22 protein-coding genes and 1 pseudogene are annotated in these 22,068 nt (G+C 53.2%); 9 read left to right on the plus strand and 14 right to left on the minus strand.

The features are described 5' to 3' along the window. Positions 1-247 precede the first annotated feature (247 nt). The 3 genes from ACF8PE_RS09895 to ACF8PE_RS09905 are packed head-to-tail and all read right to left on the minus strand — an operon-like array spanning position 248 to position 2,087. A complete protein-coding gene (locus ACF8PE_RS09895; protein ID WP_285125303.1) occupies positions 248-790 on the minus strand; it encodes an acireductone dioxygenase in 543 nt (180 codons plus the stop codon). Beyond that, a complete protein-coding gene (gene mtnC, locus ACF8PE_RS09900; RefSeq protein WP_032617004.1) occupies positions 787-1,476 on the minus strand; it encodes an acireductone synthase in 690 nt (229 codons plus the stop codon). The genes ACF8PE_RS09895 and mtnC overlap by 4 nt, the downstream gene beginning before the upstream one ends. Further along, complete coding sequence (locus ACF8PE_RS09905; protein WP_130589170.1) at positions 1,473-2,087, minus strand: methylthioribulose 1-phosphate dehydratase; 615 nt, start codon at positions 2,085-2,087, stop codon at positions 1,473-1,475. Before ACF8PE_RS09905 ends, mtnC begins: the two co-directional genes overlap by 4 nt. Positions 2,088-2,208: 121 nt before the next feature. On the opposite strand from ACF8PE_RS09905, the gene ACF8PE_RS09910 reads away from it, so the two are divergent. Beyond that, positions 2,209-3,369 carry a pyridoxal phosphate-dependent aminotransferase gene (locus ACF8PE_RS09910; RefSeq protein ID WP_392494810.1) on the plus strand — a complete coding sequence of 387 codons (1,161 nt, stop codon included), beginning with the start codon at positions 2,209-2,211 and terminating at the stop codon, positions 3,367-3,369. 68 nt (positions 3,370-3,437) lie between these two features. On the opposite strand, the gene ACF8PE_RS09915 is transcribed toward ACF8PE_RS09910, so the two are convergent. Continuing rightward, entirely contained in the window at positions 3,438-4,334 is an 897-nt protein-coding gene (locus ACF8PE_RS09915; protein ID WP_032617007.1) for a LysR family transcriptional regulator, read from the minus strand. Between the two features lie 753 nt (positions 4,335-5,087). Here ACF8PE_RS09915 and ahpC point away from each other — a divergent pair. Together ahpC and ahpF are read left to right on the plus strand one after the other, a co-directional pair. Then, positions 5,088-5,651, plus strand: coding sequence for an alkyl hydroperoxide reductase subunit C (gene ahpC / locus ACF8PE_RS09920; RefSeq protein ID WP_032617008.1), 564 nt, complete (start codon positions 5,088-5,090; stop codon positions 5,649-5,651). A gap of 314 nt (positions 5,652-5,965) precedes the next feature. Then, on the plus strand, positions 5,966-7,528 hold the full coding sequence (ahpF, locus tag ACF8PE_RS09925; RefSeq protein WP_392494811.1) for an alkyl hydroperoxide reductase subunit F: 1,563 nt from the start codon (positions 5,966-5,968) through the stop codon (positions 7,526-7,528). 259 nt (positions 7,529-7,787) lie between these two features. Here the strand turns inward: ahpF and uspG are convergent, their stop codons facing one another. Continuing rightward, positions 7,788-8,216 carry a universal stress protein UspG gene (gene uspG, locus ACF8PE_RS09930; RefSeq protein WP_032617010.1) on the minus strand — a complete coding sequence of 143 codons (429 nt, stop codon included), beginning with the start codon at positions 8,214-8,216 and terminating at the stop codon, positions 7,788-7,790. Positions 8,217-8,442: 226 nt separating this feature from the next. Here uspG and ACF8PE_RS09935 point away from each other — a divergent pair, with 226 nt between their 5' ends. Continuing rightward, a complete protein-coding gene (locus tag ACF8PE_RS09935; protein WP_032617011.1) occupies positions 8,443-9,681 on the plus strand; it encodes a zinc-dependent alcohol dehydrogenase in 1,239 nt (412 codons plus the stop codon). 72 nt (positions 9,682-9,753) lie between these two features. Here the strand turns inward: ACF8PE_RS09935 and rnk are convergent, their stop codons facing one another. Continuing rightward, positions 9,754-10,164, minus strand: coding sequence for a nucleoside diphosphate kinase regulator (gene rnk / locus ACF8PE_RS09940; RefSeq protein WP_059308523.1), 411 nt, complete (start codon positions 10,162-10,164; stop codon positions 9,754-9,756). 409 nt (positions 10,165-10,573) lie between these two features. Here rnk and ACF8PE_RS09945 point away from each other — a divergent pair, with 409 nt between their 5' ends. Continuing rightward, positions 10,574-11,194: a flavin reductase family protein gene (locus ACF8PE_RS09945; RefSeq protein ID WP_204231066.1), complete on the plus strand. Its 621-nt coding sequence runs from the start codon at positions 10,574-10,576 to the stop codon at positions 11,192-11,194. Positions 11,195-11,201: 7 nt separating this feature from the next. Here the strand turns inward: ACF8PE_RS09945 and rna are convergent, their stop codons facing one another. Together rna and dcuC are read right to left on the minus strand one after the other, a co-directional pair. Continuing rightward, positions 11,202-12,011, minus strand: a complete 810-nt coding sequence (gene rna / locus ACF8PE_RS09950; RefSeq protein ID WP_151583738.1) for a ribonuclease I — start codon at positions 12,009-12,011, stop codon at positions 11,202-11,204. Between the two features lie 88 nt (positions 12,012-12,099). Beyond that, a complete protein-coding gene (gene dcuC / locus ACF8PE_RS09955) occupies positions 12,100-13,473 on the minus strand; it encodes an anaerobic C4-dicarboxylate transporter DcuC (protein ID WP_032617015.1) in 1,374 nt (457 codons plus the stop codon). Positions 13,474-14,367: 894 nt separating this feature from the next. Between dcuC and pagP the strand changes: the two genes are divergently transcribed. Together pagP and cspE are read left to right on the plus strand one after the other, a co-directional pair. Next, a complete protein-coding gene (gene pagP / locus ACF8PE_RS09960; protein WP_032617017.1) occupies positions 14,368-14,943 on the plus strand; it encodes a lipid IV(A) palmitoyltransferase PagP in 576 nt (191 codons plus the stop codon). A 190-nt stretch (positions 14,944-15,133) separates the two neighbouring features. Then, positions 15,134-15,343, plus strand: a complete 210-nt coding sequence (cspE, locus tag ACF8PE_RS09965) for a transcription antiterminator/RNA stability regulator CspE (RefSeq protein WP_002439184.1) — start codon at positions 15,134-15,136, stop codon at positions 15,341-15,343. 219 nt (positions 15,344-15,562) lie between these two features. Here the strand turns inward: cspE and crcB are convergent, their stop codons facing one another. Beyond that, entirely contained in the window at positions 15,563-15,946 is a 384-nt protein-coding gene (crcB, locus tag ACF8PE_RS09970) for a fluoride efflux transporter CrcB (RefSeq protein ID WP_032617018.1), read from the minus strand. A gap of 66 nt (positions 15,947-16,012) precedes the next feature. Between crcB and ACF8PE_RS09975 the strand changes: the two genes are divergently transcribed. After that, on the plus strand, positions 16,013-16,801 hold the full coding sequence (locus tag ACF8PE_RS09975) for a deaminated glutathione amidase (protein ID WP_077226191.1): 789 nt from the start codon (positions 16,013-16,015) through the stop codon (positions 16,799-16,801). Between the two features lie 126 nt (positions 16,802-16,927). Then, positions 16,928-17,131 carry a twin-arginine translocase subunit TatE gene (gene tatE, locus ACF8PE_RS09980; RefSeq protein WP_059308519.1) on the plus strand — a complete coding sequence of 68 codons (204 nt, stop codon included), beginning with the start codon at positions 16,928-16,930 and terminating at the stop codon, positions 17,129-17,131. A gap of 85 nt (positions 17,132-17,216) precedes the next feature. Here tatE and lipA read toward each other — a convergent pair whose 3' ends face one another. From lipA to dacA, 5 genes and pseudogenes are all read right to left on the minus strand, one after another. Next, complete coding sequence (gene lipA, locus ACF8PE_RS09985; RefSeq protein WP_032617021.1) at positions 17,217-18,182, minus strand: lipoyl synthase; 966 nt, start codon at positions 18,180-18,182, stop codon at positions 17,217-17,219. Positions 18,183-18,389: 207 nt separating this feature from the next. Further along, positions 18,390-19,342 (minus strand): annotated as a pseudogene (locus ACF8PE_RS09990) (YbeF family transcriptional regulator). Positions 19,343-19,643: 301 nt separating this feature from the next. Then, positions 19,644-20,285, minus strand: a complete 642-nt coding sequence (gene lipB, locus ACF8PE_RS09995; protein WP_144839794.1) for a lipoyl(octanoyl) transferase LipB — start codon at positions 20,283-20,285, stop codon at positions 19,644-19,646. 92 nt (positions 20,286-20,377) lie between these two features. Then, positions 20,378-20,641: a DUF493 family protein YbeD gene (gene ybeD, locus ACF8PE_RS10000; protein WP_003022706.1), complete on the minus strand. Its 264-nt coding sequence runs from the start codon at positions 20,639-20,641 to the stop codon at positions 20,378-20,380. 107 nt (positions 20,642-20,748) lie between these two features. Beyond that, positions 20,749-21,960, minus strand: coding sequence for a D-alanyl-D-alanine carboxypeptidase DacA (dacA, locus tag ACF8PE_RS10005; RefSeq protein WP_032617024.1), 1,212 nt, complete (start codon positions 21,958-21,960; stop codon positions 20,749-20,751). Between the last annotated feature and the right edge of the window lie 108 nt (positions 21,961-22,068).

Genomic DNA, 22,068 nt, shown 5'->3' on the forward strand with positions numbered 1-22,068 from the left:
CCTGAGCCGCATGTACCCCTCACCCCAGCCCTCTCCCCAAAGGGGAGAGGGGGCCGACCGTGCCAATATCGGGAGAGGGGGCCGACCGTGCCAATATCGGGAGAGGGGGCCGACCGTGCCAATATCGGGAGAGGGGCCGACCGTGCCAATATCGGGAGAGGGGGCCGACCGTGCCAATATCAGGAGAAGGAGCCGACCGTGCCTATTTTTTGTGGGGATCCCTCAGCAAAGGGGAGAGGGAAAAACGTTAAGGCAATCTTGGATACGCATCCGCGATCGCATCGCCGGTGAACTGCGCCACCCAGCCTTCCGGGTTATCGAAAATACGGATGGCGGTGAAGTTCGGCTCCGAACCCATATCAAACCAGTGCGGTGTGCCGGCGGGTACGGAGATCAGATCGTTTTTCTCGCACAGAACCTGATACACCTGGTCATTGATGTGCAGGCAGAACAGCCCGGCGCCTTCGACAAAGAAACGCACTTCATCTTCGCCATGCGTATGTTCATTGAGAAACTTCGCGCGCAGGGCCTCTTTTTGTGGGTTATCCGCACGCAGGCTGATCACGTCCCAGCTCTGGTAGCCTTTTTCTGCCACCAGCTTGTCGATGGCGTGCTGGTAGGCATTAATCACCGTGTCGGCTGCCGGATCCTGGCCTAAGTCGCGGTCGGCTTCCCAGCGTTCAAAGCGAACGCCACGGGCATTCAGCTGCTGCTGGATCGCCTCTGGGTCGGTGCTGTGCCACTGCGGCTCGCTGGCCTCTTTATCGGAAAAAATGGTCAATGCGCTCATGAAGGGATCTGCTCCGGGTTGATGTCGTCGAACTGGTGCACCTGATGATGATGGCTGGCGCCGTCGTCATCGCCGCGAATCAGTTGCAGGGTGCGAAAACCGGCCTGCTCAGCGGCGTCCAGCTCCTGATGAATATCTGACAGGAACAGGATCTGCGAGGGGGCAAGGTTAATCTGTGCCGCAATATTCTGATAAGACTGCACGTCGCGCTTGGCGCCAATATGGGTATCGAAATAGCCGCTGAACAGATGAGTAATATCACCTTCGTCGCTGTAGCCAAATAACAGTTTTTGCGCCGCCACCGATCCCGAGGAATAAACATAGAGATCAATGCCCTGCGACTTCCATTTTTCCAGCGCGGGCAGCACGTCCGGGTAGAGATGGCCGGTGAAATCACCGTTGACGTAGCCATCCTGCCAGATGATCCCTTGCAGGGCTTTCAGCGCCGTTGATTTGCGATCCTCATCCATAAAGGCGAACAGGGTGGCGATCAGGTCGTTGGTGCTGGCCTGCGGCTGAGCAATCTCTTCGCGCAGATTGTCCAGAATGGTGTTGACCGGTTCGGCATACTGCTGCGCGCTGACAAAAGCCGCCAGCCGCTCGCGTGCATAAGGGAACAGGACATTGTGGACAAAACGGATATCGCTGGTGGTGCCTTCAATATCCGTCACAATCGCGCGAATCATACTCTCTCCAGTTGTCGTAAACGCATCTCGCACTCGAACAGGAATTCGAGGCCTTCAAGGTGACGCCGGGCTTCTGCCACGTCGCGTCCCCAGCAGGTTAAGCCATGACCGCGCAGAAGAAAACCATAATTAAGCGGACGTTGCCGGGCGTAATCGGCGATTCGGGAGGCGAGGGCGTCAATGTCCTGGTCGTTATCGAACACGGCAATGGGCACGGTATCAAGGTGGCTGGTCTGGCCGCTGAGTGACTTTTGCATCTCAAAGCCGCTGAGGTGTAGCTCCGGCTCTTTGACCAGTCGCGACAGCACCGTCGCGTTTACCGTATGGACATGCAGCACCGCGTTCGCCGTGGGGAAGAGGCGATAAACCAGCGTGTGCAGGCCGGTTTCTGCGGAAGGTTTTCGCCCGGAGGGGGCGCGGTTGGTGGCAATTTCAACCTGCAGGAAGTCATCGGGCGTCAGGCTACCTTTGTCTTTACCGGATTCGCTGAGCCAGCACCAGTTATCGTCCTGACGCACGGACATGTTGCCGCCGGTGGCGGGTGCCCAGCCTTTTGCGCCGATCCAATGGCAGGCATCGACCAGGGATGTGAGTTGCAGGTTGTCTGTCATCCTTCTTACCTCTTCGGCCAGGAATATCATTATGGTTTAGACGTCTAAGCGTCTTGATTGCCAAATACTAACATCGTGTTATAGTGGCAGCAACATATGTATTACATACAGGTCCGTTGAAATGAGCAATAACCCATTGATTCCACAGAGTAAACTACCCGGTCTCGGCACCACCATCTTCACGCAGATGAGTGCCCTGGCGCAGCAGCATAAGGCGATTAATCTGTCGCAAGGTTTTCCCGATTTCGATGGCCCGGATTATCTGCAACAACGGCTGGCTTACCATGTGGCAAACGGCGCGAACCAGTATGCACCGATGACCGGGGCGCAGCCGCTGCGCGAGGCGATTGCCGACAAAACCGCAGAGTTGTATGGCTATCAACCGGATGCAAACAGTGAGATCACCGTCACCGCAGGGGCGACCGAAGCGCTGTATGCGGCGATTACTGCTCTGGTGCGTACCGGCGATGAGGTGATCTGCTTTGACCCGAGCTACGACAGCTATGCCCCGGCGATTGAATTGTCCGGTGGCGTGGTGAAGCGCGTGGCGCTCCAGCCACCGCATTTCCGCCCGTACTGGCAGGATTTTGCAGGGCTGCTGAGCGATAAAACCCGGCTGGTGATTTTGAATACGCCGCATAACCCGTCGGCAACGGTCTGGCAGAAAGAGGATTTTGCTGCGCTGTGGCAGGCTATTGCGGAGCGTGAAATCTATGTCCTGAGCGATGAAGTGTACGAGCACATCTGTTTTGCCGACGCGGGACATGCCAGCGTGCTGGCTCATCCTCAGCTGCGTGAGCGGGCGATTGCCGTCTCATCCTTTGGTAAAACCTTCCACATGACCGGCTGGAAGGTGGGGTACTGTGTGGCACCGGCGGCGATCAGCGCCGAGCTGCGCAAGGTGCATCAGTTCCTGACCTTTGCGGTCAACACCCCGGCTCAGCTGGCGATTGCCGATATGCTGCGTAACCAGCCGGAACATTACCGTGAGCTGCCGGACTTTTACCGCGCCCGTCGGGATCTGTTTATCGACGCGCTGAGCGCCAGCCGGCTGAAAATTTTACCCTGCGAGGGCACCTATTTCCTGCTGGCTGACTACAGCGCCATTTCCGATCTGGATGATGTCAGTTTTTGCCAGTGGCTCACCAAAGAGGTAGGCGTGGCGGCAATACCGTTATCGGTATTTTGTGCCGACCCGTTCCCCCACAAACTGATACGTCTCTGCTTCGCCAAACAGGAGGCTACGCTGCGGGCGGCAGCCGAGCGCCTGGCGGCAATTTGATTTAAGCAGTGAGTCATCAGGCTCGCTTTACAGTGGCCCGTTATTTTAAACACGAAATACGGGCTTTTTTACGCCAGGCTGTTTTCAATAAAATCTGCAAATACCGGACTGTTTAACGCGGAGCGGTTATACATCATGTAAATTTCAACGGGAGGCAATTTATAATCGACCTCGACGCGTTTTAAATTCAGCACTTTGCCAAATTGTTCAAAGGTTGTTTCAGGTGCAACACCCACTAAATCTGAGGCGCTTATCATGGCCAGGATTGACATAAAAGAGTCGCTTCTGAACACGATATTTCTTTCCGACAATTTATGATTCATTTTTTGCTGGTAATCTTTTACGCCAGGTTCCTCACTCAAGAATGCAGTGAACTTTTCCTGTAGCAGGTCCTCGATTTCAATTTTGCCGTTTATGCGCGGATGGTCATTACGGCAGACAAGGGTGAACGGCAGGGTTTTGAACGGGGTGCAGACGATAGAACGATTCTGAACCGGTGCAAAGGAGAACACTAAATCTGCCTTACGGTAGGCCAGCAGGCTCTCTGTGGAGTCCGGCGCAAGCAGGAGATCGTGCAGCTCAATTTCATAATTATGCAGGTCCATCAGGCGCTTCATTGGCTCGAGCATCACCTGGGGTGTGACCAACTGCGGACAGTAGATAACAAAGTTCTTTGTCAGTTTACTGCCATGCATAATATTGATGGTTTGCTCCAGCTGGTTCAGGTTTTGTTCCAGATGAATGTGCAGATTGGTCCCTACTGTGGTCGGCGTGATCCCTTTCCCGGAGCGGATAAACAGCGGGTCGTTAAGCTGATTACGTAATCGTTGCAGAGACTGACTCACCGCGGAAGGGGTAATAAAAAGCGTTTCCGCCGCTTTGCTGATACTGAGGTGCTGGTAAATACATTCAAAAATGACCAGCAGGTTAAGGTCGAATTTTTTCAGATCGTAAAGATTAGCCATTGTTCATCCTGATAAGCTGTGCTGTTACCGCATTCTTATACACAATAATTATAGAAGTTAGTCAGCCATTCACCATCCAATGGATTGAATAACTTAACTGAATTTAAATTCAATCTTAATATATCATGGATGCAGATTAATGAAATAAACGCGTAGCCTTTGGTGGGATGATTTTTATCTGAAAAAAGCGTGCGGAATAGTTGATATTCTGCCGCCACTACAGTATTAAGACGCACTCATCATCATATTAAGTTGGTCTCTGTCCGTTAATCTAACAACCTGATGTAATTCAATCTGGTTATTCCTGGCGTACCGTGCCTGACTGATGAGCTTTCTGCATTTTAAACAGGGCGGCACGCCGATCGGCATTTTCCCCAACCGCATCCTGGTATGCCTGCTATCTGAATCAATGACAACAAAGGGGTTAGATAAAACCTATCGCAATCATAGGTATTACAACGTCTTTGCTAATTGCCCTTTATCGGGGTGGGTGGTGTAATCGATGACGCTGTTACGACCTTGCGAAAGGTAATGTAGAGCGCAACGCATCGCCAGCCTTGGCTGGCACTGAAGAGACCCCCGGGTCTTTCAGGTAACAGGGCCGCCGTTAAGGTGGCCTTTTTACTTTTGTTAATCCCATTATGCGTCAGACGTTGTTAGGTATTGCTGATTGATTTGATAAAGCAAACGCATTAGCCCGTTTATGAAAAGTTCGTTACCTTAGCTTTCAACGAAAACACGGAGGAAGTACAGATGTCTTTAATTAATACCAAGATTAAACCTTTCAAAAACCAGGCGTTCAAAAACGGTGACTTCGTAGAGATCACTGAGAAAGATACCGAAGGCCGCTGGAGCGTGTTCTTCTTCTATCCGGCTGACTTCACTTTCGTCTGCCCGACCGAACTGGGTGACGTTGCAGATCACTACGAAGAACTGCAGAAGCTGGGCGTAGACGTTTACTCTGTCTCTACTGACACCCACTTCACCCACAAAGCATGGCACAGCAGCTCTGAAACCATCGCGAAAATCAAATACGCGATGATCGGTGACCCGACTGGCGCCCTGACCCGTAACTTTGAAAACATGCGTGAAGACGAAGGTCTGGCCGACCGTGGCACCTTTATCGTTGACCCGCAGGGCATCATCCAGGCCATCGAAGTTACCGCTGAAGGTATTGGCCGTGACGCATCCGACCTGCTGCGCAAAATCAAAGCGGCTCAGTATGTTGCTTCTCACCCAGGCGAAGTGTGCCCGGCGAAATGGAAAGAAGGCGACGCGACTCTGGCTCCATCTCTGGACCTGGTCGGCAAAATCTAAATTTCCGTCGTATTTCGCGCCATAGCGGTGTTGGCGTCGCCTGCTCGCCCCGGTCACTTACTTCTGTAAGCGCCGGGGACTCACAGGCTAGCCGCCTTGCGCTGACGCGAACCACCTTGGAAATTCGTCTGCAATGCCCGGCGGCGCTCGGCTTGCACGGGCCTACACAACCGTAGGCCGGGTAAACGACGTGCCACCCGGTATCAATGGGCGCATCTGCGCCCATTTCATTCCAGCACCATGATGCAAGTTGCATTCAGGCAGCCCGGATAAGGCCGCTTGCATGATGATGTTTTTTAAGCAGGAGATGAATAATGCTCGACACAAATATGAAAACCCAGCTCAAAGCCTACCTTGAGAAGCTGACCAAACCTGTTGAGCTGATTGCCACGCTGGACGACAGCGCTAAATCGGCAGAAATCAAGGAACTGCTGGCAGAAATTGCCGAACTGTCTGAGAAAGTGACCTTCAAGGAAGATAACAGCCTGCCGGTGCGCAAGCCGTCCTTCCTGATCACCAACCCAGGTTCTACTCAGGGTCCGCGCTTTGCCGGTTCCCCGTTGGGACACGAATTTACTTCACTGGTGCTGGCGCTGCTGTGGACCGGTGGTCATCCGTCGAAAGAGGCGCAGGCGTTGCTGGAGCAGATCCGCGATATCGAGGGTGATTTTGAATTTGAAACTTACTACTCGCTCGCCTGCCATAACTGCCCGGACGTGGTGCAGGCCCTGAACCTGATGGCGGTGCTGAACCCACGCATCAAACATACCGCGATTGACGGCGGCGTGTTCCAGAACGAAATCACCGATCGCAACGTGATGGGCGTTCCGGCCGTGTTTGTGAACGGCAAAGAGTTTGGTCAGGGTCGTATGACACTGACAGAGATCGTTGCCAAAGTGGACACCGGCGCTGAAAAACGCGCTGCTGAAGAGCTGAACAAGCGTGATGCCTATGATGTGCTGATCGTTGGCTCCGGCCCGGCGGGTGCGGCGGCGGCAGTTTACTCTGCCCGTAAAGGCATTCGTACCGGTCTGATGGGCGAACGTTTCGGCGGCCAGGTGCTGGATACTGTCGATATCGAAAACTATATCTCCGTGCCAAAAACCGAAGGTCAAAAACTGGCTGGCGCGCTGAAAGCGCACGTCAATGACTATGAAGTGGATGTGATCGACAGCCAGAGCGCCAGCAAGCTGGTGCCTGCGGCGCAGGAAGGCGGCTTCCATGAGATTGAAACCGCCTCTGGCGCGGTGCTGAAAGCGCGCAGCATCATCATTGCTACCGGTGCCAAGTGGCGCAACATGAACGTGCCAGGTGAAGATCAGTATCGCACCAAAGGTGTGACCTACTGCCCGCACTGCGACGGCCCGCTGTTTAAAGGCAAGCGCGTTGCGGTGATTGGCGGCGGTAACTCCGGTGTGGAAGCGGCAATTGACCTGGCGGGCATTGTTGAACACGTTACGTTGCTGGAATTCGCGCCAGAGATGAAGGCCGACCAGGTTCTGCAGGATAAAGTGCGCAGCTTGAAAAACGTCGATATCATCCTGAATGCGCAGACTACCGAAGTGAAAGGCGACGGCAGCAAAGTGACCGGTCTTGAGTACCGTGACCGCGTGAGTGGCGATGTACACAGCGTCGCGTTGGCCGGGATCTTCGTTCAGATTGGTCTGCTGCCAAACACCACCTGGCTGGAAGGCGCAATTGAGCGTAACCGCATGGGCGAGATCATCATCGATGCCAAATGTGAAACCAGCGTGAAGGGCGTGTTTGCGGCGGGCGACTGCACCACCGTACCGTACAAACAGATTATCATCGCGACCGGCGAAGGGGCGAAAGCCTCCCTGAGCGCCTTCGATCATCTGATTCGCACCAAAGCATAAGAACGTAAGACTACACCTGCAAAACACAGAGGCTACCTGACGGTAGCCTCTTTTTTTATCTCACCACCAGCACCGGACTGTAAGCGTGGCGGATCGCGCTGGCGGCGTTGGCGCCAGGCCGATGGGTGGAGAGGGACGGGTTGCGTGGCCCTCTTTTTTATCTCACCACCCGCACCGGGCTGTAAGCGTGGCGGATCGCGCTGGCGGCGTTGGTGCCAGGCTGATGGGTGGAGAAGGGCGGATTACGCAACCCTCTTTTTTATCTCACCACCAGCACCGGAATATAAGCGTGGCGGATCACGCTGGAGGCGTTGGAGCCAAGCAGGTGAGTGGAGATAGACGGGTTACGCGACCCGATCACCACGATATCGGCTTTCAGCTCGCTGGCCACCTCATTTACCACGTCACGGACGTTACCAAAACTGACATGGGTTCTGATCCGCGACGGGTCGATGCTGAAATGGCTCACCATGGTCTTCAGCCGGGTTTGTGCCTCGTGTTGAATATGATCCTCGAAGCGGCGCATATCGGCGGCGAAGCGATGCAAACCAAAGCTGGAAGAGCCAGGTAAAACGTGCAGTAAGTGAATAATGCCATCCTGCTGGGCCAGGAATTCAGCGTGGCGGATCGCCTTATCGCTCAATTCCATCTCGAAAACATCCACCGGCATGATAATTGTCTGGTACATAACCGTTTCTCCTTGTTTATTTACGCTTAATCCATTCAAACACAAAATATATTTGGATTCTGATAGCTCGCTGACACTTTTTTATATCGCCTCGTTTGTCGGCCTTTTGCCGTTACGCTTTACATCCAGGATTAATCTCAAAGCCTCACAATTCCCCGGTATATCCCCGCTGATGGCTACCCTTTTAAGGTAAACCCGCATTTTTTTCTCTGAAACCGGAGGTCGAATGAAAGCATTGACGTATCACGGACCACACAGCGTTAAGGTTGAAACAGTACCCGATCCGGCCATCGAGCAAGCTGACGATATCATTCTGCGCATCACAGCAACTGCGATCTGCGGTTCTGATTTGCATCTTTATCGCGGGAAGATACCTAAGGTTGAACATGGTGATATCTTCGGCCATGAGTTTATGGGCGAAGTGGTGGAGACCGGGCGCGACGTGAAAAATCTCGCGAAAGGCGACCGGGTGGTGATCCCCTTTGTCATTGCCTGCGGCGACTGCTTTTTCTGCCGGATGCAGCAATATGCCGCCTGCGAAAGTACCAACACTGGGCGCGGCGCGACCCTGAATAAAAAACAGATCCCACCTCCGGCTGCGCTCTTTGGTTACAGCCATCTGTACGGTGGCGTACCCGGCGGCCAGGCGGAATATGTTCGCGTGCCAAAAGGCAATGTCGGGCCTTTTAAGGTGCCGCCGGTGTTGTCAGATGATAAAGCGCTGTTCCTCTCGGACATCCTGCCTACCGCCTGGCAGGCGGCCAAAAATGCCCAGATTACCCAGGGCAGCAGCGTCGCGGTGTTCGGTGCCGGGCCGGTGGGGCTTTTGACCGTCGCCTGCGCACGCTATCTCGGGGCTGAGCAGATTTTTATTGTCGATCATCACGACTACCGGCTGCGTTTTGCCCAGGACCGTTACGGCGCGATCCCAATCAATTTTGACCGCGACGACGATGCCGCAGAAAAAATTATCGAGCAGACCCGTGGCCAGCGTGGGGTGGACGCGGTGATTGATGCGGTCGGCTTTGAGGCGAAAGGGAGCACGACCGAAACGGTGCTGACAAACCTCAAGCTCGAAGGCAGCAGCGGTAAAGCCCTGCGGCAGTGTATCGCCGCGGTAAGGCGCGGGGGTATTGTCAGCGTCCCCGGCGTCTATGCTGGGTTTATTCACGGTTTCCTGTTTGGCGATGCCTTCGACAAAGGACTCACCTTTAAAATGGGGCAGACCAACGTTCACGCCTGGCTCGGCGAACTGTTGCCGTTGATTGAACAGGGGCTGCTTAAACCGGAGGAGATCGTGACCCACTATATGCCGTTTGAAGAGGCGGCTCGTGGCTACGAAATCTTTGAGAAACGTCAGGAAGATTGCCGAAAAATTATCCTGGTACCCGGCGCGCAAAGCGCAGAAGTGGCAAAAGAGCGGGTTACCGGGCTGGTCAACCCTGTACCGGGCGGCGTTATCTGACAGTAGAAAACGCGGAAAGAGGATGCCCTGGCATCCTCTGGGCAAAGCGGGTTAACGCTTGTTCAGATGGGATTAGCGCAGGTATTCGCCCGCCGCTTCAGGCTGCCAGATCAGTTCCAGCACTTCCAGATGCGTGGCGGTACCGCCCGGCAGTTCCCAGTGGATGGTATCGCCAGTACGCAGGCCAATCAGCGCAGCACCTACCGGTGCCATAACCGACAGTTGTGTACTGCTGTCGGTCATCTGCGCCGGATAGACCAGCGTGCGGGTGCGCACCTCGCCGGTGGTCAAATCGCGAAATTTTACCTGACTGTTCATGGTCACCACGTTAGCGGGCATGTCCTGCGGCGCACACATCTGCGCGCGATCCAGCTCGTCGTTCAGGGCGCTGGCGATAGGCAGCGAGGCAAAGGCCGGCTGCTCCAGCAGGCGGTCAATACGCTCAGCATCGAGTTCGTTAATGATGATTGTGGGTCTGGACATTATTTACTCCATGTCGTTAATGCTGCGACAACCGCAGAAGAGATGCCAAAAGAAAACCCTCGCCATCCGGTAGCGAGGGTTCAACTCTGTCTGATAATACTGAGTCTGTGCCCCAGTTTGAAGTGATGCTTGTCACATTCATGGCGTGGATTTAATCCAACGGCCATTACTGGGTCGTTAGTATGAAATTCAGGCGAAAAAGGTGAATCTTCGTCAATCTGGATTATTCTTTTAAGGCGCAAGTTATGTCGCGTGAAACACCCATAACAGCAGAACAACGAAGACTGTCGCACTTTATTCAGTCTTACTTTTCTACGGATTGCGTTACGCTGATCCTCTTGGGGTAGGGGGATGAGCGAAGCGTAATCCGTGCCTGCCGATTTTTATTCCTCAATTTCCAGAGAGCGTTATGTATTTTTATCAACCTTCCCAGGGACACGGCCTGCCGCATGATCCATTAAACGCGATTGTTGGACCCCGCCCGATTGGCTGGATTGCCTCCTGCGATACTGAAGGACGCCCTAACCTGGCGCCGTATAGCTTCTTCAACTGCTTTAACTACCATCCGCCCATTATCGGTTTCGCCAGCACGGGCTGGAAAGACAGCGTGCGCAATATTGTCGAGACCGGGGAGTTTGTCTGGAATCTCACCACCCGGGAACTGGCCAGCGCCATGAATGAAACCTCCGCCAGCCTGCCCCACGGCGAGGATGAGTTTTTACGTGCCAGGCTGACCAAAGCCGAAAGCCGGGTGGTGAAAGTCCCGCGCGTGGCGCAAAGCCCGGTCAACTTTGAGTGCCGCCTGTCGCAGTGCATCCAGCTGACGGCGGCGAACGGCGATTCGATCGATACCTGGCTGGTGCTGGGGGAGGTGGTCGGGATCCACATTGATGAAAGCCTGCTGCAGGACGGCATTTACCAGACGGCGAAAGCGCAGCCGGTCCTGCGCGCCGGGGGGCCGACGGCGTACTTCGCCATCGGTGAGGATCAGCGTTTTGATCTGGTACGCCCGGACGCCCGAAAAGGGTGAGCCAACCTCAGTAGCCGATCTTGTCGATCACAAATTGCTTGCCGCAGTTACCCGGATGCGGTTGGGCAATGAACGAGGGGGTCGCCAGCGGGGCGTTGATGCTGGCAGCGGTGAGCGTGAGCTGCACTTCGGTAAGATAGGCTGGCTTGCCGCTACAGCTGAGTTTAACGGCTTTCACCGTCTCCGGCCCCCAGCTTTTGGCTACCGCGGCGTCGAACGCGCTTCGGCTGACGGTTTTGCCGTAATTTGCCGCCAGGAACTGCCCAAGCGGGCTGGCCTTCACTTCCTGATTCATCCGCACCATAGTGCTGAAATAGGCGTCGGGATCGAAGCCGAAGCAGACGCCGTGTTTGGCATATTCATAACGTTCCAGGCAGGAATTGCCACCTGCGCCAGGCATCACCTCGTTCAGCTTCGCGGCACCCGTCAGCGATAATCCGGTCTCTGCGGCATCGCATTTACGGCTGGCTTTTGCCTCCGGCATATTGGGAATGGGGCGGGTTGCGCAGCCATAGCGCATCCAGCGGCGATCGTCGACTCCGCGTGCGGCGATGGATTTTGGTAAGCCCGGCCACAGACCATGAACGGTGAGGATCGTTGTTTTATCGTCACGCTCTTTTTGCAGTCGACATTCGTCGGGCGCGTCGCGGTTGCGATCGTGCAGGCTCTGGCAAAAGCCGGACTGCCATGAGAGCGCCAGCACGTAGCGATCAAAATCCGCATATTGTGTTGCCTGAAGCGGGGCAGCCTGCGCCGCAAAGGCGCACAGCACCACGGCGGCTGCGCTGGCAGGCAAAACGAGATCCTTTCTGAACATGTCTATTCCTGATGATTGAAAGCAAAATATTGCTGGGGATTATTAAAGCACAAAAAGCGCCCGTAGGCGCTTTATGCTGTAGTGTGCCTTAACCCACAGCGGTGCCTGGCACCAATACCTCTGTGGCGATAATGACGATGACCAGGCCCACGAGGACCGGCACGGATGTGCGTTTTACCACTTCGAAAGGCGAGATTTTTGCCATCCCGGCGACGGCCACGACCACGCCGGAGACCGGGGAGATGGTACGGCCCAGGTTGGAAGCCTGCAGCATTGGGATGGTGAGATAGGCCGGGTTAATACCGGAGGAGTGCGCCAGTTTCGGGATCATCTCCACGAAGGCGTAGAAAGGCGCGTTACCGGAACCGGTGGTCATCGCCGCCAGCATGGTTAGCACCACCAGCACCATCATCAGGATAATGCTTGCGGAACCGAACGAAGTGGCGATGGAGATCAGGCTCTGGATAAAGCCGATGGTGCTAAGCCCCTGGGCAAAGACCCCGGCCGCCACCAGCAGCATCACCACGCCAGCGAAGGCATCCGCCATGCCGCGATACGCCACTTCCAGGCCGCTAAATACCTTCTGGGTATTGAAGCCGCGAACAAACTCCAGCACCGCCGCCAGCAGCATGCAGATCACCAGAATAGTGATGATGTGCAACTCCGGCCCCCATTTGCCATCGAAAATCAGCACCCCAACGATGGGCGTAAACGGCAGGATGGCGTAGAACGAAGGGGCGGTGGTGGTGATTTCGCTGACGTCGAGTCTTTCGTGGGAGATGTTCTCTTTTTTATCGAGGTAACGCTGCCAGAAGAAGTGCGCAACCGCCATGCCGAGAATGGCTGCGATGGAGATCGGCAGAGTGGTTTTAAAGGCGAAATCGATCAGCGGCATCTCGGCGGCTTTGGCGGCCAGCACCACGTCACCGGAGGTCGGAGAGAGAATAATCGCTGCCGGAGAGGCGCAGATAGCCGCCGCCGCGCCACGACTGATCCCCACGTTGACCATCACCGGGAACAGGGTGGCCATCAGCAGCACGCCCAGGCCGGTTGCCGACGACACGGCCAGCGACATCAGACAGGCGACGAAATAGGCGGCGATCATCAGCAGGTAAGGGGAGTTAATATAGCTCAGCGGCTTTGAGGCCAGCTTAACCACCATATCGTTGGCGCCAATGTGCGTCATATAGGCGGCAAACCCACAGAGCATCATGATCATCATCCCCAGATCGCCACCGCGGCTCATCAGCAGGATTTTGATGTACTCAACAATGTCGGTTGCGGTGTAACCGGTGCTGGTGGCGCTGGATGGCAGCACTTTATGGCCCATCAGGGCGCTGACAATCAGTAAGACAAGGCCGCCCACAAACAGCACGCCGGTGGCGGAGTAGCCTTTGATGATGTAGCGTGCGACGCCGACAATGACCACCACTCCAATCAGTAACTCGATAAACGTTAGCATGGATCCCTCAGTGTCCCGACGCCCCCAGAGCGAAAGGATAATTAGCAATAAAGTTAAGGTGACAAAATGTGCCGAAATAATGGACCGGCCTCGCTGACCAAAATCAATAAAACGCCTACTAAAGAAGTATTCAGGCCGATTATGCTACTGCCGCAACGCTGATGAGCGTGGGTTAGTTCTGCACGGGTTGTAGAGAGCCAGTCACCGCACAAAACGAAATAAATCGAAAACGGCTTCTGTCTCAGGCGTTTCCCCGCGTATGTTCCAGTCTCTTTTGCCAGCGCCAGACGCTGCTCAGGCTGACTTTTAACTTTATTCCTGAGGGGCTTATCCTCATGGGGATATTACCTTTTTGACTTATTATTGATATCTGGTTGTTATGGTTTCTGGAATATGATTTATCGGTGGGAAATAGTGTTGTGTCAGGTGTGTTGGCAAGGTTTGATATTATTATTGTGCTTTATATTACGCGGGATGTGAATATATTAAGTTCGCGATCATGACGGCTAAAATAAAGTGTTTATTGTGGCGTTTTACGAAAGTGCGATCCTTATTAAAGTGATGGCCGTTGTCGCCATCGTGGCCCGAATGCTGCCGGGGATGCGAGGCGGGAAGGGCAGTGCAGAGATGATGTAGCGCATTGTTGTGCAGCTGGCAGGCGGGAGGGTCAGGTTGACGATGATATCTGTATTATTTATTCATGCGCTGCATAAATTATTGCATCAGTATAGGTTTTGTTTATTGTTCATGAGGTATTTTTCGGCGCGCGCTCTTTTACCAGGAGAATTCTTATCTTTTGCCGTTAATAATTAAGATAAACACCCATGCCGTCAGGCTGCCATTCCACTATTCTGGGCAAGAACACGCTGCGAAAAGTAAAGTGGTAATAAAGTTGTGACAATTATTAATAAGTTTTTCATTGTATTTCCTTTTATTTTTGCTCAGTTCTCTTTTTCGACTGTAGCAATGGCTAAAGATGTCCCTCCCCTGAGAGCCTGGGTCAAAACTATCCATAACGATATGGTTGAGACCTGGGAAGCCCCCCAGCATTACGATCTCTATGTGCCCGCCATTACATGGCATGCCCGCTTCGCTTACGATAAAGAGAAGACCGACCGCTACAATGAGCGACCGTGGGGCGCGGGCTTTGGTCAGTCACGCTGGGATGAGAAAGGTAACTGGCATGGCCTGTACGCCATGGCGTTTAAAGATTCCTATAATAAATGGGAGCCGATCGCGGGTTACGGCTGGGAAAAAACCTGGCGTCCGCTGGCTGATGATAACCTCCATCTGGGTCTCGGTTTTACCGCTGCTGTGACGGCGCGCGATAACTGGAACTACATCCCCATTCCGCTGGTGCTGCCGCTGGCCTCTGTGGGCTACGGCCCGGCCACTTTTCAGATGACCTATATCCCGGGAACCTATAACAATGGCAACGTCTACTTCGCCTGGATGCGCTTTCAGTTTTAGCTGAAAAAACTTTACATACTGGTGATTTAATAGCCACTTGTTGACGTGTAAAGGATAAAAATTGGGGCGAGAAAATTAACGCGACTTTTGTCACTTTTCTTCAAAAAGGCGCTGGACAAAACCGCTCACAATTGTTGTACTGATACCCGACACAGCATTTGTGTCCAATTTTCATGTAAAGGTAATTTTGATGTCTAAGATTAAAGGTAACGTTAAGTGGTTTAATGAATCCAAAGGATTCGGTTTCATTACTCCGGAAGATGGCAGCAAAGACGTGTTCGTACACTTCTCTGCAATCCAGAGCAATGGTTTCAAAACCCTGGCTGAAGGTCAGCGCGTTGAGTTTGAAATCACTAACGGTGCCAAAGGCCCTTCTGCTGCTAACGTCATCGCTCTGTAATTCAGACGAGACCAGCAAGAATTTCAAAACCCGCTCCCTGAGCGGGTTTTTTTCGTTCTGGCTTAGCTGAGCAGGTACAGCCGCAAAAAACTGACAACGATTGCCATGCTCAGTACAACCATCCCCACATTTGTTATTTTCTCTTTCATTGCGGCACCCTCAGTGTATGTACTGACAGGGTGCCCGAGAAAAATTAAGCCAACATTAAGGTCGTCTCTTTTAGTGAGCATTTACCGCAGAGATTAACCAAAATGCGAGCGCGGTCATCATTAACGAACCCAGAAGATTGACCGCAATGTTCAGCAGCGCCCAGGCTGCCCGTCCATCCTGCAACAAAAACACCACCTCGGCCGAGAACGTCGAGAAGGTCGTCAATCCGCCGCAAAAGCCGGTGGTGATCAGCAGCTTCCACACCGGATCGAGATGGGGCATGCGGTTGAACCACGCCAGCCCCAGCCCAATGATAAAGGCACCGATAAGGTTGGCCGTTAGCGTTCCGAACGGGATTTGCTGATGCAGAGGGTTAAACCGCATGCTCAACAACCAGCGCGCCACGCTTCCTGTGCCCCCGCCGATAAAAACGGCTAAAAGAAGTTGAAACACGAACAATACCTGCTATTTGATGTGTAAGGATCCAGAGTGTAACGCCGTTTGCGGCAAGGGGAAAATATGTACGTTGCGGTTGGACAATTTGCAGTAACGGCGAACTGGCAAAAAAATGCCGAAACTTGCGTTTCGCTGATGGCACAGGCGGCCGCGCAGGGGGCATCGCTGCTGGTGCTGCCCGAAGCGTTACTCGCCCGCGATGATAACGATCCCGACCTGTCCGTAAAGTCGGCCCAGCCGCTGGACGGCGGCTTTTTGACGATGCTACTGGCAGAGAGCGCCCGTAATGAACTGACTACGGTGCTGACGGTGCATGTCCCCTCCACCGCGGGCAGGGCGATCAATACCCTCGTCGCCCTGCGTGGCGGCAGGATCGTTGAGCAGTATGCCAAGCTGCATCTTTACGATGCGTTCAATATTCAGGAATCCAGGCTGGTGGATGCGGGAACGAGAGTGCCGCCGCTGATTGAAATTGAGGGTATCCGTCTGGGGTTGATGACCTGCTACGATTTGCGCTTCCCGGAGATGGCGTTGAATCTGGCGCTGGCGGGAGCAGAGGTTTTGGTTCTGCCTGCGGCATGGGTCAGGGGGCCGCTCAAGGAGCACCACTGGTCAACGCTGCTGGCAGCCAGGGCGCTGGATACCACCTGCTATGTGGTGGCAGCAGGGGAGTGTGGTAACAAGAATATCGGTCAGAGCCGCATTATCGACCCCCTTGGCGTAACCATTGCGGCCGCGGCAGAAGGGCCAGCCCTGTTAATAGCGGAGATCAGCCAGCAGCGCATTACGCTGGCGCGTCAGCAGTTGCCGGTGCTACGCAACCGACGCTTCGCGCCCCCGCAATTGTTGTGACGTTTTTTAAACAACGCTTGATTCACCTTGTTACAGATTGCTATTGTGTGCGGGCGTCAAATGACCGTTAATAAGGTCGGGTTTTTAAGGCGCGAAACGCAGCCTGTTTACGTCAAGAAGGTATCTATGGGTGAGATTAGTATTACCAAACTGCTGGTGGTAGCCGCGCTGGTTGTCCTGCTGTTTGGTACCAAGAAATTACGTACGCTGGGCGGAGACCTGGGTGCTGCTATCAAAGGCTTTAAAAAGGCGATGAACGACGATGACGCTATGGCGAAGAAAAGCGCTGATGCGGATATCACTGCCGAAAAACTCTCCCACAAAGAGTAACGGCTACGCCTTAATGGCTTGCGATAGAAAAAAACCGGCTAAAGCCGGTTTTTTTATGGGTGAACTGTAAACGTTTGTGACGGGTTTACTTCACTTCTTCGCCTTTCGCCTGCATATCGGCGTGATAGGACGAACGAACGAACGGGCCGCAGGCTGCATGGGTGAAGCCCATCGCCATCGCTTCAGCTTTCATTTCGTCAAACTCTTCAGGGCTTACGTAGCGCTGCACCGGCAGGTGGTGACGGCTTGGCTGCAGATACTGGCCCAGCGTCAGCATGGTGACGCCATGGCGACGCAGGTCGCGCATGACTTCAATGATCTCTTCGTTGGTTTCACCCAGACCCACCATCAGGCCAGATTTGGTTGGGATCTCAGGATGCGCTTCTTTAAAACGCTCCAGCAGTTTCAGAGACCAGTTGTAATCGGCGCCCGGACGAACCTGACGATAGAGACGCGGTACGTTTTCCAGGTTGTGGTTAAACACGTCTGGTGGCGTGGCGTTGAGGATATCCAGCGCGCGATCCATACGGCCACGGAAGTCGGGAACCAGCGTCTCGATTTTGATGGACGGGCTCTTTTCACGAATGGCAGAGATACAGTCAGCAAAGTGCTGGGCACCACCGTCGCGCAGATCGTCGCGGTCAACAGAGGTGATAACCACATAGCGCAGGGCCATGTCAGCAATAGTCTGTGCCAGTTTCTGTGGTTCGTTAGCGTCAGGCGTAACAGGGCGACCGTGGGCAACGTCACAGAATGGGCAGCGGCGGGTACAAATCGCGCCGAGGATCATGAAAGTCGCAGTGCCGTGGTTAAAACATTCAGCAAGGTTCGGGCAGGAGGCCTCTTCGCAAACGGAGTGAAGACCGTTTTTGCGCATCGCTGCTTTAATTCCCTGAATACGCGAAGAGTCCGCCGGAAGTTTAATCTTCATCCAGGCCGGTTTTCTTAACAGCGCTTCGCGCTCCGTAGCCACGTTTTTAACCGGGATTAGGGCCATTTTATCGGCATCACGGTATTTAACACCGCGTTCCATCACAATGGGTTTACTCATAGCGTGCGTCTTCCAGTTGCGAAAATCGAAGGAAAGCGTTTCAATTCAAGGGAATGTTGTATTTATCAACTATTTTTGAACGAACGACAGGCAGTATATCATTGATACGGACGATAAAGCAGCCTGCCCGGTCGCCAAATTGTAAAATAGTTGTTGTTTAGTGCCTTTTATGTGGGGCTGCGCGGCTTTAAGGGAAATACCCCCTGATCAGAAGGCCTGGCGGATGACGTTTATCAAATTTTCTAGCACCGGATCGCGCAGGCTCAGTTTGTTGTAATACAGCGAGATTTCAACGCATTCGGCATTGAGCGGGGCGAAGGGGATCTGTTCCAGCGGCCAGCAGTGACGTACCAGATTAAACAGGCGCTCGGGGATGATGCCAATCAGATCGCTGCTGCCGATCAGGGCGGCAATCGTAAAGAGATTGTAACTGCTGAAGTGCACCAGACGTTCAGGGAAAATGTCGTTGATAGTTGGCGTAATCCGTTGAGGTTTTGGCCCTCTAGCATTAGCAACGTTTGTTCGTAGTTCCCCAGATTATCTACCGTGGCTGCCTGGCTTAGCGCCGGATGGTTTTTACGGCAGATCAGTAGAAGTTTGTCAGCGAACAGCACGTTGTGGCTTAGGGCGCGGGCATTCAGGGCGTTGCTGTCCACGATCAGGTCGGTCTGAAACTGGCCTAGCTGGGTTTCGGCATCATTGACCGAAATATTGCGCAGCATCAGATGCGGGGCATGGGTTCTCACGGCCTGGTAAATCTGCGGCAAAACCAGCGCGCCTACGGTCGGGGTAGTACCAATAGTGATGGTGCGTTGCTTATCATAGGTGCCGGTTAAATCCAGCGCCCCAAGAATTGACTCCAGACCCTGGCTTATATATTCATGCAGATGCGTGGCGTAGGCGGTCGGCGTCACGCCCTGGCCTTTACGTATGAACAGCGGATCGGGGAAAATTGAGCGTAATTTTTGGATGGACTGACTTATTGCTGAGGGAGTGAGATTCAGAATTTTCGCAGCATTGACGATCCCTTTGTGGACATACACGGCCTCAAAAATCGTCAATAAATTAAGGTCAATATTGCGTAAAGTCCGAAAAACCTGTGGTTTTGTTTCACTGCCAGGATCACTCAAGCGCTTATCTGGTGAATTATTATTATCCACGCGATCTCTCCCTAATTATTCACAATATAAATAATAGTTGAATTTAAATAATGTGCTTATTGTTGTGGTTAAACTAGTTTTGATAATCAACATTTCTAAGTAAATTCATCATCTTGTCTAATTTTTGCGCAGGCGATATTCATACCAGTCGGTTGGCCCTGGCTGAGTAGATAACGGGTAAATGCTAATACGCAAGCGCGTTGCAGGTATTTTGAAAATATAGAAAGTACGGATTGTTGTAAAGCTTAAAGCCTTGAAATAAGAATGGCTCATCAAATAATGAGCCAAATTGCCGGGATAATTAAGCAGTAATATATTTATGGGGTGGATTGTTTAGCAGCGCTAAAAAAGCATTAAGCAAATGCGGACGTGCAATTTCCGGTGTAATGTTCTCTACCCACTGGCGCATTTGGGCCATTTCCATACCCGCATAACCGCAAGGATTGATCCGCTGGAAAGGTGAAAGATCCATATTGATATTCAAAGCAAGGCCGTGGAAAGAGCACCCTTTACGAATCCGCAGACCAAGAGAACATATTTTCATTTCGCCAACATAGACGCCGGGTGCATCTGCCCGCGGGTGCGCATCAATATCAAATTCCGCCAGCGTATTGACTACCGTTTGTTCAAGCAGCGTCACCAGTTCGCGTACCCCGAGCTTTCTGCGCTTCAGGTTAAGCAGGACATACATGACCTGTTGTCCCGGCCCGTGGTAGGTGATCTGGCCCCCACGATCGCTCTGGATAACCGGGATATCGCCGGGCATTAACAGATGCTCCGCTTTTCCGGCCTGACCCTGGGTAAACACCGGTAGATGCTCTACCAGCCAGATCTCATCCGGCGTGTTCTCGTCGCGTGTGTCAGTGAAATCATGCATAGCCTGGGAGACAGGTTCATAGGGCTGCAGCCCAAGCTGGCGGACGAGAATGGTATCCTGGTACAAAACGATATCTCCGAACGAAGGGACAAACTGTAGCGGGGAGTATATCACAGAGGAGAAACAGGTTACCCGGCGATGCGGGTAACCGAAAGGTGTTACAGCACCATGCGAACGATATCGATGTTACCCAGCTCTTCGTAGAGCGTCTCAACTTGTTCGATATGCGTCGCCGTGATGGTGATAGACACGGAATGGTAGTTGCCTTTGCTGCTTGGTTTCACCGTCGGAGAGTAGTCGCCTGGCGCATGGCGCTGTACCACTTCAACCACCTGATCAACCAGCTCAGGCAACGCCTGCCCCATTACTTTGTAAGTAAAAGGAGTAGGGAATTCAAGCAGTTCGTTAAGTTTGGTTTTCATGTCAACTCCGGCAGTACGTCAAAAAAAGAATAACTCCCACGTCGGGTGGGAGTTATCAGGTTACATAGTATATGGGGATGGAAATCACACTTTCAAGTGTTCAATTTTTAACCAAACCAGTGATGGAACATCAATTTAATGTAATCAATGATTTTGCCAAAGAAATTGCCTTCCGGGATTTCATCCAACACCACCAGCGGACGCTGGTCGATGGTTTTGCCATCAAGCTGGAAGTTGATGGTGCCCACAACCTGATTTTTCTTCAGCGGAGCGTGCAGTTCGCTGGCGGTCAGCACATAGCTGGCTTTCAGATCTTTCATGCGACCGCGTGGGATGGTCAGGTAGAGATCTTTATCGACGCCCAGAGAGGCGCGGTCGTTATCACCAAACCAGACCGGTTCAGAGGCGAATTCTTTGCCCGCTTTCAGTGGGTTTACCGTTTCGAAGAAGCGGAAGCCCCAGGTCAGCAGCTTCTTGCTCTCGGTTTCACGCCCTTTGAAAGTACGACCACCCATTACCGCAGAGATCAGACGCATCTGGCCTTCAGTGGCAGAAGCCACCAGGTTGTAACCGGCTTTATCGGTATGCCCGGTTTTGATGCCGTCAACGTTCAGGCTGTTATCCCACAGCAGGCCGTTACGGTTGGTCTGACGGATACCGTTAAAGGTAAATTCTTTCTCTTTATAGATGGTGTATTCGTTCGGTACGTCACGGATCAGCGCCTGGCCAATCAGCGCCATATCGCGCGCAGAGGAGTACTGACCGTCAGCATCCAGGCCGTGTACGGTCTGGAAGTGGCTGTTTTTCAGACCCAGTGCGGAAACGTAGCTGTTCATCAGGCCAACAAAAGCGTCCTGGCTGCCGGCGGCAAAGTCTGCCATCGCCACGCAGGCATCGTTACCGGACTGGAGGTTGATGCCACGGATCAGCTGGGAGACGGGAACCTGCATGCCGGGTTTCAGGAACATCAAGGATGACCCTTTAAATACCGGGTTGCCGGTGGCCCACGCATCGTTACCGATGGTTACCAGGTCGGTTTCTTTGAATTTACCTGCTTTCATGGCCTGACCGATGACGTAGCTGGTCATCATTTTAGTCAGACTGGCCGGATCGCGTCGTGCGTCAGCATTCTGTTCAGCCAACACCTTACCGGAGTTGTAATCGATCAGGATGTAGGATTCCGCGTCGATCTGCGGAACGCCCGGGATCATGGTCTTGATATTCAGGTCATCGGCGTGAGCAACAGAGAGCGTGGCTGCACAAAGCGCCGTAGTGAGCGCCATGCGCTGCATAAAACGAGCGGAGAAAGTGGTCTTCATGGTCAGAAAAACGACATCCGTGATGGAATTAAAAAAAGTGCCTTACTATAGCAAATGCTATACAGGCAGGCATCCGACTTTAAGCATGAGAGTGTGAATCATCATGAC

The sequence above is a fragment of the Leclercia sp. GLN_9 genome (assembly GCF_043105735.1).
Taxonomy (GTDB): Bacteria; Pseudomonadota; Gammaproteobacteria; order Enterobacterales; family Enterobacteriaceae; genus Enterobacter; species Enterobacter adecarboxylatus.